11 protein-coding genes are annotated in these 12784 nt (G+C 61.8%); 7 read left to right on the forward strand and 4 right to left on the reverse strand.

Going from position 1 to position 12784, the window contains the following annotated elements; genetic code table 11:
* Nucleotides 1-128: 128 nt before the first annotated feature.
* Nucleotides 129-1901 carry an SLC13 family permease gene (locus tag DSM110093_RS04745; RefSeq protein WP_243266916.1) on the reverse strand — a complete coding sequence of 591 codons (1773 nt, stop codon included), beginning with the start codon at nucleotides 1899-1901 and terminating at the stop codon, nucleotides 129-131.
* A gap of 119 nt (nucleotides 1902-2020) precedes the next feature.
* Between DSM110093_RS04745 and DSM110093_RS04750 the strand changes: the two genes are divergently transcribed.
* Nucleotides 2021-2761, forward strand: a complete 741-nt coding sequence (locus DSM110093_RS04750; RefSeq protein ID WP_067936698.1) for a YebC/PmpR family DNA-binding transcriptional regulator — start codon at nucleotides 2021-2023, stop codon at nucleotides 2759-2761.
* Here the strand turns inward: DSM110093_RS04750 and DSM110093_RS04755 are convergent.
* Complete coding sequence (locus DSM110093_RS04755) at nucleotides 2758-3639, reverse strand: LysR family transcriptional regulator ArgP (RefSeq protein ID WP_243266917.1); 882 nt, start codon at nucleotides 3637-3639, stop codon at nucleotides 2758-2760. The genes DSM110093_RS04750 and DSM110093_RS04755 overlap by 4 nt on opposite strands.
* Before the next feature lie 88 nt (nucleotides 3640-3727).
* Here DSM110093_RS04755 and DSM110093_RS04760 point away from each other — a divergent pair, with 88 nt between their 5' ends.
* The 6 genes from DSM110093_RS04760 (at nucleotide 3728) to DSM110093_RS04785 (ending at nucleotide 9995) form a co-directional block, all read left to right on the forward strand.
* A complete protein-coding gene (locus tag DSM110093_RS04760; RefSeq protein ID WP_243266918.1) occupies nucleotides 3728-4327 on the forward strand; it encodes a LysE/ArgO family amino acid transporter in 600 nt (199 codons plus the stop codon).
* A gap of 55 nt (nucleotides 4328-4382) precedes the next feature.
* On the forward strand, nucleotides 4383-5312 hold the full coding sequence (locus DSM110093_RS04765; protein ID WP_243266919.1) for a DMT family transporter: 930 nt from the start codon (nucleotides 4383-4385) through the stop codon (nucleotides 5310-5312).
* 92 nt (nucleotides 5313-5404) lie between these two features.
* Nucleotides 5405-5980, forward strand: a complete 576-nt coding sequence (betI, locus tag DSM110093_RS04770) for a transcriptional regulator BetI (protein ID WP_120351550.1) — start codon at nucleotides 5405-5407, stop codon at nucleotides 5978-5980.
* Between the two features lie 76 nt (nucleotides 5981-6056).
* Complete coding sequence (betB, locus tag DSM110093_RS04775) at nucleotides 6057-7514, forward strand: betaine-aldehyde dehydrogenase (RefSeq protein ID WP_243266920.1); 1458 nt, start codon at nucleotides 6057-6059, stop codon at nucleotides 7512-7514.
* 86 nt (nucleotides 7515-7600) lie between these two features.
* Nucleotides 7601-9259, forward strand: a complete 1659-nt coding sequence (betA, locus tag DSM110093_RS04780; protein WP_243266921.1) for a choline dehydrogenase — start codon at nucleotides 7601-7603, stop codon at nucleotides 9257-9259.
* A gap of 61 nt (nucleotides 9260-9320) precedes the next feature.
* Nucleotides 9321-9995, forward strand: coding sequence for a thermonuclease family protein (locus DSM110093_RS04785; protein WP_243266922.1), 675 nt, complete (start codon nucleotides 9321-9323; stop codon nucleotides 9993-9995).
* Here DSM110093_RS04785 and DSM110093_RS04790 read toward each other — a convergent pair whose 3' ends face one another.
* Nucleotides 9996-11396, reverse strand: coding sequence for a helix-turn-helix transcriptional regulator (locus DSM110093_RS04790; RefSeq protein ID WP_243266923.1), 1401 nt, complete (start codon nucleotides 11394-11396; stop codon nucleotides 9996-9998).
* Nucleotides 11397-11481: 85 nt separating this feature from the next.
* Nucleotides 11482-12696: a multidrug effflux MFS transporter gene (locus DSM110093_RS04795; RefSeq protein WP_243266924.1), complete on the reverse strand. Its 1215-nt coding sequence runs from the start codon at nucleotides 12694-12696 to the stop codon at nucleotides 11482-11484.
* Nucleotides 12697-12784: the final 88 nt, after the last annotated feature.

Genomic DNA, 12784 nt, shown 5'->3' on the forward strand with positions numbered 1-12784 from the left:
CCACACCTCGGCGCAGGAAGAAGGGGTCGGGGCTATGATACGCTTTGAAGATGTCTTTGATGTTGTTTGAGCCAGACAGTTTAAACCTTAAAAGGCGCGCCAGAGATGGCGCGCCTTTTGCGTTCTGCTCAGAGCGGCCAGAAGACGAGGATCGCGGGGATCGACACCGCGACGACGATGATCTCTAGCGGCAGCCCCATGCGCCAATAGTCGCCAAAGGAATAGCCGCCGGGGCCAAGGATCAGGGTGTTGTTCTTATGCCCAATCGGCGTGAGGAACGCCGAAGAGGCTGCCACCGCCACCGCCATCAGGAAGGGGTCGGGCGACACCCCGAGCGTCTGCGCCATCTGGATGCCCACCGGGGCGGCGACGATTGTCGTCGCCGTGTTGTTCAGCACATCCGACAGCGACATGGTCACCACCATGAGCACCGTCAGCACGACCCATGCGGGCAGCCCTTCGGTCAGTCCGACAAGTGCGCCCGCGATCAACTCGGTCCCGCCCGAGGTTTCCAGCGCCGCGCCCAGCGGGATCATGGACCCCAAAAGCACGATCACCGGCCATTCGATATGGGTATAGAGCTCCGACAGCGGCACGATCTTGGCCAGCACATAGCCCACGACCACCAGCCCAAGCGCGATGGGCAGATAGATCAACCCAAAGGAGGCCGCCGCCACCGCACCTGCGAACATGCCGATGGCAAGCCACGTCTTGCTGTCTTGGGTTACGGCAAGGCCACGGTCGGCCAAGGGCAGCACGCCCAGCCAGTCGGTGACATGGGCCACCGTGTCACGCGGCACCAGCAGCAAGAGGATGTCACCGGGTTTCAACTCGGTCGTGCGCAGCTGAGAGGTGATCTTGCGACCCTGCCGCGACAAGCCCAGCAACACCGTGCGCTGGCGCCACGAGAGGCCCACCGCCTGCGCCGTGCGACCATTGAGACGCGAGGCTTCGGTCACCACAACCTCGACAATCTCGACCCCGTCGCCATCGGCCAGCAGCAGGTCTTCACGGTCACTGTCCGCCAGCGCGAGGTTCAGCGTGCTGCGAAATTCATCTAAAGCGTCGGGCGTGGCTTCCAGCACGATCGCGTCCCCGGCCTGCAGCACCACATTGCGCGCGGTGCCATAGCGCCTCTTGCCGTCCCGCATCAGCCCAAGGATCGCCACATCGGCCTTATGTGCTTCTTCCTGTAGCTCTGCCAAACGCTTGCCGATCTGCTTATTGCCCTCGGGCACGGTCAACTCGGCGATATATTCCGCGATATCCTCAGCCTCGATCATCGCGTCTTCGCGGGCGGGGATCAAACGCCAGCCGATCAGCGCCACGAAGATCAGTCCGGCAATGGCGGCCAAACCGCCCACCGGCGCAAAATCGAACATCTTGAACGGCGCACCCAGCGATTCTTGCCGGATCGACGCGATGATGATATTGGGCGGTGTGCCGATCAGCGTGGCCATGCCGCCAAGGATGGTGGCAAAACTCAGCGGCATCAGGCTTAGCCCCGGCGCGCGGCCCGCTTTTCGGGCGGTCTGAATGTCGACCGGCATCAAAAGCGCCAAGGCCGCCACGTTGTTCATAAAGGCCGAGAGCACCCCGCCGACGGCCCCCATAATCGAAATATGCGCGCCCAAGCTGCGCGAACTGTCCACCAGCGTGCGGGTGATCAACATCACCGCGCCCGACCGCACCAGCCCGGCGGAAACCACCAGCACCAGCGCGACGATCAGCGTCGCCGGATGGCCAAAGCCGTCAAAGGCGTTTTCCGTGGGCACCACGCCCAGCACGACCCCGGCCATCAGTGCGCCAAAGGCCACGATGTCATAGCGAAAGCGGCCCCACAGCAGCAGGCCAAAGACCGCGCCAAAGAGGGTAAAGAGAATGATCTGATCTGTGGTCATATATCCGGTCTAACGTGATTGCCCTATCGGCGGAAAGCTAAGCACAGGCCGGGTGGCTTGTTCCAGCGGTGATGCTGGCATATAGAGTGGCGCAAACGCATTGCCAGAACGAGGTATTCATGGCCGGTCACTCCAAATGGGCAAACATCCAGCATCGCAAGGGCCGTCAGGACAAGCTGCGCGCCAAGGTGTTTTCCAAACTTTCCAAGGAAATCACCATCGCGGCCAAGATGGGCGATCCCGACCCGGAAAAGAACCCGCGTCTGCGCATGGCCGTGAAAGAGGCCAAGGGCCAGTCCATGCCCAAGGACAACATCGAACGCGCCATCAAGAAGGCCGTGGGCGGTGAAGGCGAGGATTACGAGGAAATCCGCTATGAGGGCTATGGCCCCAACGGCGTGGCGGTGATCGTCGAGGCGATGACCGACAACCGCAACCGCACCGCTTCGACCGTGCGCTCGACCTTTACCAAGAATGGCGGCAATCTGGGCGAGACGGGTTCGGTCGGCTTTATGTTCGAGCGGAAGGGCGAGGTGATCTACCCCGCGTCCGTGGGCGACGCCGACACAGTAATGATGGCGGCGATCGAAGCCGGAGCCGAGGATGTCGAAAGCTCCGAAGACGGCCACGTCATTTACTGCGCCGACACCGATCTCAACGATGTCTCGACCGCGCTCGAGGCCGAACTGGGCGAATCGGAATCGACCAAGCTGATCTGGCGTCCGGTCACGACGACAGAGATGGACCTTGAGAACATGGAAAAGCTGATGAAGCTTGTCGATGCGCTTGAGGAAGACGACGACGTTCAGCGCGTCACTACCAACTTTGAAGCCTCTGACGAGGTTATGGCGCAGCTTTAACGCGCCCCTTGCACCAGCGCCTCGCGCGCCGTGGCCCTTATGGCAGCGGTGAGCGGGGCAAGCGCGGGGGCCATGATCCGCGCGACCTGCCAGTAAAGCGGCACATCCAATGGCAATGCGTCGTCGAGCGAGACGAGGCGGTCTTTCTCCATATCCTCGGCCACCAGAGGGGCAGGGTTCATGCCCCAGCCCAAGCCTTCGCGCGCCGCCGTCACGAAACCGTGGCTTGAGGGCAGATGGTGGCTGGGCGGGGTCAGTCGCTGCCCGGTCTTTTGCATCAGCCAACGCCCCTGCAATTGATCCTTGCGGTTAAAGGTCAGCATCGGCGCTTGGCTCAGTGTCTCGGTGGTGACACCTCGGGCAAACCATTTCTTCATGTAGGCGGGGCTGGCGGTGGGGTGATAACGCAGCGCGCCCAAGGGCCGCACATCACAGCCCGGTGCGGCGCGGGCTTGTCCGGTCACGGCTGCGCTGACCTCTCCACGCCGCAGCCAATCGGCAGAGGTGTCTTGATCGTCGATCACCAGATCAAACAGCATATCCGGTATCTGAGCCAAGGCCGGGATGAGCCATGTCGCCAGAACATCCGCAGGCACCGCCAGCCGCAGCCGGGGTGGGGAGGTGTTGCCGCTGACGCCCAATGCCTGCGCTTCGAGCAGGGCAACGTCTTCGGCGTGTTTGGCAAGGCGCTGGCCGGTCGGCGTGCCCGTGCAGGGTTGGCCGCGCAGGACGAGCGTGGTGCCGACACGATCCTCAAGCGCCTTCACCCGCTGCGAAATGGCGGAGGGGGTGACCCCGAGCGCCGCCGCTGCCGCATCAAAACTGCCAAGTCGCAGGATGCTCGCCAAAGCGGTCAGTTGGGCGCTGTCTAGCTGCATAAGTTTTTCTAATCCTAGCGGAGCTTATTGAATTTGAGTAATTTGAAGCAGGGGGCTAGGCAAAGGCAACCCATAACAGGACATACCAATGCTGACCTCTTTCCTCCCCGGCTTTGCGCTAAGCCTGACGCTGATTATGGCCATCGGTGCGCAGAACGCCTTTGTGCTGCGCCAAGGGCTGCGGCGTGAGCATGTGCTCCCGGTCTGTTTGGTCTGCGCAGCTTCGGATGCGCTGCTGATTGGGGCAGGGGTCGCCGGTTTTGGCGCGCTGGCCGAGGCAGCACCATGGTTTGGTCCGCTGATGCGCTATGGCGGGGCGGCGTTCCTGCTTTGGTATGGTTGGCGCAACGCTGTGTCGGCATGGCGCGGGGGTGAGGCTTTGGAAGCCGACGGGCAGGCCACGCGCAGCTTGGGCAAGGCAATCTTAACCCTGCTGGCGCTGACATGGCTGAACCCGCATGTCTATCTGGACACGCTGGTGCTGCTCGGCTCCCTTTCGGCGCAATACCCTGATCGGCTGAGCTTTGGCCTTGGGGCGGCGTCGGCCAGTTTTGTGTTCTTCTTTGCCCTCGGCTATGGTGCGCGGTTGCTTGCGCCGCTTTTCGCTAAACCGCGCAGCTGGCAAACTCTGGACGCGCTGATCGCCGTGACCGTGTGGTCTATTGCCCTCAAGTTGCTTGCGATGTGAATAAAAATGCTGCGGCTATCTTGCCCTTACCTGCACTTTGGGAAAGGGTCGCGGCATGACACAAAGCCCGGCCACCACGCCCGATATCCCCGTTCCCGCCAACCGTCCGCTTGTCGGCGTCTTTTGGATGCTGGTCACGGGGGCTTGCTTCATCGGCGTGACTGCGTTGGTGAAATACATGGGCCCGCGCCTGCCCTCGGCAGAGGCCGCATTCCTGCGCTACGCGATGGGGCTGGTCTTTGTCCTTCCGATCCTGCGCTCGCTGCTTGCAACCCCGGTCAGCAGGCGTCAGTGGGGGCTGTTCGGTCTGCGCGGGTTTTTTCACGCGGGCGGGGTGATCTTGTGGTTCTACGCCATGACCCGCCTGCCGATTGCCGAGGTCACGGCGATGAACTACCTCGCGCCGATCTATGTCACTGTCGGGGCTGCGATTTTTTTGGGCGAAAAGCTCGCGGCGCGGCGCATCGTGGCGGTCTGCTTGGGGCTGGCGGGGGCGGCGATCATCCTGCGGCCCGGCTTTCGCGAAGTCTCAACCGGGCATCTGGCGATGCTGCTGGCAGCGGTGGTGTTTGCAGGCTCCTACCTCTTGGCCAAGGTGCTGGCGGATGAGGCACGCCCGGTGATGATCGTCACCATGCTGTCGATCTTCGTCACCATCGGGTTGGCGCCCTTTGCCTTCACCGTTTGGATCACCCCGACCACGCAGGAGCTGCTGATCCTCGCCGGGGTCGCTTTTTTTGCCACGGCGGGGCATTTCACCATGACGCTGGCATTCGCCGCCGCCCCGGTGACGGTGACGCAGCCAGTCACGTTCCTGCAATTGGTCTGGGCCACGATCCTCGGCGTGGTGGTCTTTGCCGAGCCGGTGGACGTCTGGGTCGTGCTGGGTGGTGCTGTGATTTTGGGCTCGGTTACTTTTATCACATGGCGCGAAGCGATGCTGAAACGGCAGGTCACGCCGCCCGCTCATGCCACGAAATTCTGACGGAGGCGGTGGCCTTCGGTAACTTGATTGACGAGTCAATAAAGATTCCCCTATCCTGAGGCGGTCAACACTGCCCCAAGGACCCGAATCCAATGCCCAAAGTCGGAATGGAACCCATCCGCCGCTCTGCGCTGGTCAAAGCCACCATCGCCGAGATTGGCGAGGCTCAGTCGCTGGATGTGACGGTGAGCCAGATCGCCAAGCGGGCAGGCATGTCGAGCGCGCTGGCGCATCACTATTTCGGCGGCAAGAACCAGATCTTCCTCGCGGCGATGCGGCATATCCTGTCGGAATATGCCGCCGGGGTGCGCGAACGGCTGGCCACGGCCCGCACGCCGCATGACCGGGCGGCGGCGATCATCGTCGCCAGTTTCGACGACACCGGCTTTCACCCCGGCACGATCAGCGCGTGGATGACGCTTTATGCCCATGCCCGCACCAATCCCGAAACGCGGAGGCTGCTGACGGCTTATCAAAGCCGTCTGCGCTCGAACCTCACCCATGCGCTGCGCCCGATCAGCCCCCAACCCGAAGGCGACGCCGACACATTGGCGGCGCTGATTGATGGGCTCTATCTGCGCGCCGCGCTGTCGGACGATGTGAGCGCTGCCGAAGCCATGACCCGCGCGCTCTATACCCTCGACCTGCTGCTGAAAGCGGGCCGCTAAACACTGCGGAGAATGGCGGCATTGCCGCGCTCCGCCTCCTCGAACACTCCGCCCCTCAGGCAAGAAAGTATCTTTGATGTCTTATGATCCCCAACCCACAGCCAGCCATTTCATCGACGGCGCCTATGTCGAAGATACGGAGGGCACGCCGATCCCGGTGATCTATCCCGCCACGGGCGAGACGATCGCCACCCTCTATGCCGCCACGCCTGCGATTGTTGAACAAGCCATCACCTCGGCCCGCAAGGCGCAGGCCGCATGGGCCGCGATGACAGGCACCGAGCGGGGGCGCATCCTGCGCCGCGCCGCCGACATGATCCGCGAACGCAACCACGACCTGTCGGTGCTGGAGACCTATGACACCGGCAAACCCTATCAGGAGACCTCTGTCGCCGATGCCACCAGCGGGGCTGACGCGCTGGAGTATTTCGGCGGACTTGCAGGCAGCCTGACGGGCGAGCATATCCAACTGGGCGAAGACTGGGTCTATACCCGCCGCGAGGCGCTTGGCCTTTGTGTGGGCATCGGCGCGTGGAACTACCCCACGCAGATCGCCTGCTGGAAAGCCGCGCCAGCGCTCGCCTGTGGCAATGCGATGATCTTTAAGCCGTCCGAGACGACACCGCTTTGTGCGCTGAAGGTGGCCGAGATACTCATCGAGGCCGGGCTGCCTGCGGGCCTGTTTAACGTGGTGCAGGGCATGGGCGAGGTAGGGCAGTCGCTGGTCACCGATGCCCGCGTCGACAAGGTGTCGCTGACTGGCTCCGTTCCGACGGGCCGCAAGGTCTATGCAGCCGCCGCCGAAGGCATCAAGCACGTCACGATGGAGCTGGGCGGCAAATCCCCCATGATCGTTTTTGAAGATGCGGATATCGACAACGCCGTGAGTGGCGCGATTTTGGGCAACTTCTATAGCTCCGGCCAGATTTGTTCGAACGGCACGCGGGTCTTTGTGCACCGCGATATCAAGGAGGCGTTTCTCGGGCGGCTGTCTGAGCGGTTGGAAAACGCCGTGATCGGTGACCCGATGGACCCCGACACCAGCTTTGGCCCGATGGTCAGCGACCGCCAGATGCAGATCGCTCTGGACTATGTGGCGAAGGGCGAGGCTGAAGGCGCGCGGCTGGTCTATGGCGGCAAACGGATCGAGCGCGACGGTTTCTACATGCAGCCCACCGTTTTCGCGGATGTCAAAGACGACATGGCAATCGCCCGCGAAGAGATTTTCGGCCCCGTCATGGCGGTGCTCGATTTTGAGGATGAGGCCGAGGTCATGGCCCGTGCCAATACCACGGAATTCGGCCTCGCCGCCGGTGTCTTTACCCAAAACCTGACCCGCGCACATCGCGTGGCTGCCGGGTTCGAGGCGGGGACCTGCTACATCAACACCTATAATGACGCGCCCGTCGAAGCGCCCTTTGGGGGCATGAAGAACTCCGGCGTGGGCCGCGAAAATTCCAAGGCGGCGATCAACCATTATAGCCAGTTGAAGTCGGTCTACGTCCGCATGGGCGATGTCGAAGCGCCGTTCTAAGCAACGGAAAATTAGGCCGCAGCGCATAAAGCCGACACCGTCGGGCGCTGCCCCGCACCCGTGCGGATTTGCGGAAGGTGAGTGGAATGGAAGCTGAATTTGTAATCGTCGGGGCGGGCTCTGCAGGCTGCGCCATGGCCTACCGTCTGGCCGAGGCCGGGCGAAAGGTGATCGTCATCGAACATGGCGGCAGCGACGCGGGACCGTTCATCCAGATGCCTGCTGCACTCAGCTATCCGATGAACATGCCGCGCTATGATTGGGGCTATAAGTCTGAGCCTGAGCCGCATTTGAACAACCGCGAGCTGGTCTGCCCGCGTGGTAAGGTGATCGGCGGCTCGTCGTCGATCAATGGCATGGTCTATGTGCGCGGCCATGCCAAGGACTTCGACCATTGGGAGGAAAGCGGCGCGCAGGGCTGGGGCTATGCCGACGTGCTGCCCTATTACAAACGCATGGAGACGTGGCACGAGAACGGCCATGGCGGGGATGCAGCATGGCGCGGCAAGGACGGGCCTTTGCATGTCAGCCGTGGGCCGCGCGCGAACCCTTTGTTTGACGCCTTTGTGCAGGCTGGGTCGCAGGCCGGGTACCAGATGACCGAAGATTACAACGGAGAGAAGCAAGAGGGCTTTGGCCCCATGGAGCAGACGGTCTGGAACGGGCGGCGCTGGTCGGCGGCGAACGCCTATCTGCGGCCTGCGCAAAAGACGGGCAACGTCACCTTGATCCGCGCGCTGGCGCAGCGCGTGGTGATCGAAGACGGGCGTGCCGTGGGCGTCGAGGTCAAGCGTGGCAAAACGGTCGAGATCATCCGTGCGCAGCGCGAAGTGGTGCTGGCGGCATCATCGATTAACTCCCCAAAACTCTTGATGCTATCGGGCATTGGCCCGGCAGCCCATCTGGCCGAGCATGGGATCGATGTGGTCGCAGACCGCCCGGGTGTAGGGCAGAATTTGCAGGACCATCTGGAGCTTTACATCCAGATGGCCTCAAGCCAACCGATCACGCTCTATAAGCACTGGAACCTGCTGTCCAAGGCGGTGATCGGGGCGCAGTGGCTTTTTACCAAGACCGGTATGGGGGCGTCGAACCAGTTTGAATCCGCTGCCTTCATCCGCTCCAAGCCCGGCGTGGACTATCCCGATATTCAATACCATTTCCTGCCAATTGCCGTGCGCTACGACGGGCAGGCAGCGGCCGAGGGGCATGGATTTCAGGCCCACACCGGGCCGATGCGGTCCAAGTCGCGGGGCGACATCACGCTGCGGTCGGCTGACCCGGCGGAGGCGCCGAAAATCCGCTTTAACTACATGTCGCATCCCGATGACTGGGAGGAATTCCGCACCTGTATTCGCCTCACGCGGGAGATATTTGGGCAGGAGGCGTTTAAGCCTTTCGTAAAGCACGAAATCCAACCCGGTGCCGCGCTGCAATCGGATGCGGAGCTTGACAGCTTTATCGCCGAACACGCAGAAAGCGCCTATCATCCATGCGGCACCTGCCGCATGGGCGCGGCCGATGACCGGAACGCCGTAGTCGACCCACAGGCCCGGGTGATCGGGGTCAAGGGGCTGCGGGTGGCCGACAGCTCAATCTTCCCGCGCATCACCAATGGCAACCTGAACGCGCCGTCGATCATGGTAGGAGAGAAGGTTTCGGACCTGTTGCTGGGCCGCGATCCGCTGCCCCGCGCCAATGACGAACCTTGGATGCATCCAAACTGGCAGGTGGCGCAGCGTTGATCGTTAACCTCTCTTAATTCGGACTCTTGAAGCTGGCGGGGCAGGGCGTCATACCTGCCGCATGTTAAGGATTTGTTCACTTTTCGTCCTCAGTCTCTCGCTGAGCTTTGGGGCCGCTTCGGCTGGGGCGCAGACCGTCTCTGGCGTGGTGCGTGTGATTGATGGGGATACCTTCGATCTTGGCGGTACGCGCATTCGTTTGCATGGGATCGACGCGCTTGAGGCGCGCCAAACCTGTGAGACCGAGGGCGGGCAGCCCTGGGCCTGCGGCGATTGGACAACGAGGGAGGTGCGCGACCGTTATCAAGGGGAACAAGCCCAGTGCGAAGAACTGGATCGGGACCGCTATGAGCGTATCGTGGCGCGATGCCGTATAGATGGCGTCGACGTGGGGCAGGCGCTGGTGCAGGAGGGGCTGGCCTTTGCCTATCGCAAATACTCGATGGATTATGATCTGGATGAAAAAGCCGCCTTTGTCGCGGCGCGCGGGATTCATGGCTTCAAAACGGTGTCCCCTGCGCGTTATCGCGTGACCCGACGCAGCGGGGCGGAACCCGAGCGTCCCGAAGGAAGCTGCCAGATCAAGGGGAACATCAGCGCCAAGGGAACCAAGATTTATCACATGCCGGGGCAGAGTTTTTACAGCCGCACCCGGATCAGCAGCCAAAATGGAGAGCGTTGGTTCTGTTCCGAGGCGGAAGCCCGCGGCGCTGGCTGGCGACGCGCACAGCGCTGATCACTCTACCCGATAGGGCAGCACGTCGCGCAGATGCGGGTCAACAACCAACTGCCGTTCCAGCGGTGGTACAGAACGTTGATGGCAATCGCGCCGTTCGCAGATGCGGCAGGAAATGCCAATCGGCTCAAAGGCTTCGGCGCGATTGATGTCCATCCCATCGGCGTAAACTAGCGCGGGCGCATGGCGCACCTCGCACCCCAAAGAGATCGCGTAGCGCCGCACTGGCGCCCCAAACCGTCCCGCCGGTTTCGAGATGTCGCGCGCCAGACTAATATAGCGCACCCCATCCGGCGTTTCGGCCAATTGCCGCAGAAAACGGCCGGGCGTCTCAAAGGCGCGGTGCACATTCCACAGCGGGCAAGCGCCCCCAAAGCGCGCGAATTGCAGCCGCGTTGCAGAGTGGCGTTTGGTGATTGTGCCGGCTTGATCGACACGCACAAAGAAGAAGGGGATGCCCTTCGCCCCGGGCCGCTGTAAGGTCGATAGGCGATGTGCCACCTGTTCGATCGACGCGCCGAAATGCCCGGCTAGAACCTCAAGGTCATGGCGGCAGGCCTGGGCCTTTTCCAGAAAACGCCCATAGGGTAATAGCGCCGCCCCAGCGAAGTAATTGGCCAGCCCGATTTTGGCGATGTCTCGCGCAGCGGCGCTGTGGAACCGGGCCAGATCAAGTGTCGCCTCTAGCAGTGCATCTTGCCGGGTTAGCGCCACTTGCAGCAAAAGCTGAAAGGTCTGCGTCTCAGGTGCCGCGCGGGAAGAGAGCTGCAGCGTTTTACTGGCCGGATCGTAAGCGCGCAGGCGGTCATCATCGTCGAAAACCACTGACACTCCGGCGTTGCTGAGAGTGGCCATCGCCGTCGTCCGGGCATCGCCAGTCGTGCCTTTGCGGGTGGCAAAATGTTCTGCCGCACGGTCGACCGCATCAATGTAATTGTCGCAATAGTGAAAGAAGTCCCGCACCTCTTCCCACGGAGAGGGGGTGGCGCGGGCATCCTCGCGCCCCAATGCTTCGTCCAATGAGGCAAGTCGTTCGTGCACCTGCCGGTAGCTTTGGTGTAGGGCTAGAAATGCATGCGCGAGCCCCGGTGCGTTAGACGCGGTAAGACGCAGATCAGCCGTTGGTGGCGTCTTTCCAGCGAAAATTGGATCGGCCAGGGCTTCGCGCAGATCGCTTACCAATCGCTCTCCGTCACCACTGGAAAGCTCGGTCACATCCAGCCCAAACTCTGAAGCTAGCGCCAGCACGACACTGGTGCTGACGGGGCGGTTGTTGTTTTCCATCTGGTTGAGATAGGGCAGGGATACGCCAAGCCGGGCGGCAAAGTCTTTTTGCGTCAGCCCCGCGCGCGTGCGGGTTTCACGCAGTTTCACACCGGCGTAGAGTTTTTGGATCGCCATCCGCGCCCCTTTGCAACTTTGCAGTTTCCCGCAGCGTAGCTTTGCAAACTGATGGTCGCAAGGTGGGTCGCGTGGCTAACGCAGGTTACAGGCCCAAGACCTTCTCGCGGTGAATTACCAGCCAGATCGACCCGACCGAGGCGATGGCCGTCAGCAGCATCAGCCACAAAAGCGGATAGGCCCCTGTTTCAGGGGTAAGCAGCGCCCCCGCCAGTGCGCTAAGCGCCGCGCCGCCAACGATCATGATCGCCCCGCCAAGACCAGAGGCCGTGCCCGCCAGATGTGGGCGCACGGACAGCATGCCAGCGGTGGCATTGGGGATGCACAGCCCATTGCCCAGACCCACCAGCGTCATCAGTCCAAAAAAGCTGAGTGGGGAGCCGTAGCCGGCGAGGAAGATTAGCAGCGATACTGTGCCGCCAACCGCGTTGGAAATGCAGCCCCAAAGCACCAGCGTATTAACCCCGTAGCGGGTCGCGGTGCGCGCGGTGATGAAATTGCCGACGAAATAGCCAATGGCTGGCGCGCCGAAATAGATGCCCAGCACAGCCGGTTCCATCCCAAACACCACGGTCCCCACGAAGGGCGCACCGCCGAGATAGGCAAAAAATGCACCCGAACAGAAGCCCGTCGCCAGCGCATAACCCCAAAAACGTGGGGAACGCAGGAGTTCAGGGTATTCACCAAACTGTTGGGCCAAAGATTTGCCACTTGCACGGGCCGTTTCGCCCAAATCTGCCCACGCGGCCCAGAACACAAGCCCGCCAAGGATGAGCATCGCCCAGAAGGAAGCCTGCCAACCAAAGGCTTGTTCTAGCAGGCCGCCCACGGCGGGGCTGATCATCGGCACCAGCGCCATGCCCATGGTGACATAGCCGATCATCGAAGCTGACTGTTCTTGGGTGTAAAGATCGCGGATCACCGCACGGCTGAGAACCATGCCGGTGGCGATGACGGCTTGCGCCATCCGAAAGACAAGAAAGATGCCGATATTGGGTGCAAGCAGGCAGCCAACAGTCGCCCCAAGAAACAGCCCCAACCCCCAAAGCATAACGCGCCGCCGCCCAAGGTTGTCCGAGATTGGACCGATGAAAATCTGCAATATCCCGCTGAAGAACAGATACAGCGGCACCGAAAGCTGGATGACAGCGTAATCCGTGCCGAAATGCTCTGCCATTTTGGGCAGGCTTGGCAGGAATATGTTCATCACCATGGCCGAAAGCCCCGCAAGCAGGATCAGCGTGGAAATGTGGGGCGGGGTCGTTCGGTCTAAATACCGGACACGGGGGAGATCGCTCATGCTATGGCAAGTAGTCGGGGGTGTGGGCAATGTCCATGTTAACTAGATTGATTTGCAACTTTTCAATTTGCCGTTCAGTCTATGTATT

Source organism: Sulfitobacter sp. DSM 110093, from assembly GCF_022788715.1.
Classification (GTDB): domain Bacteria; phylum Pseudomonadota; class Alphaproteobacteria; order Rhodobacterales; family Rhodobacteraceae; genus Sulfitobacter.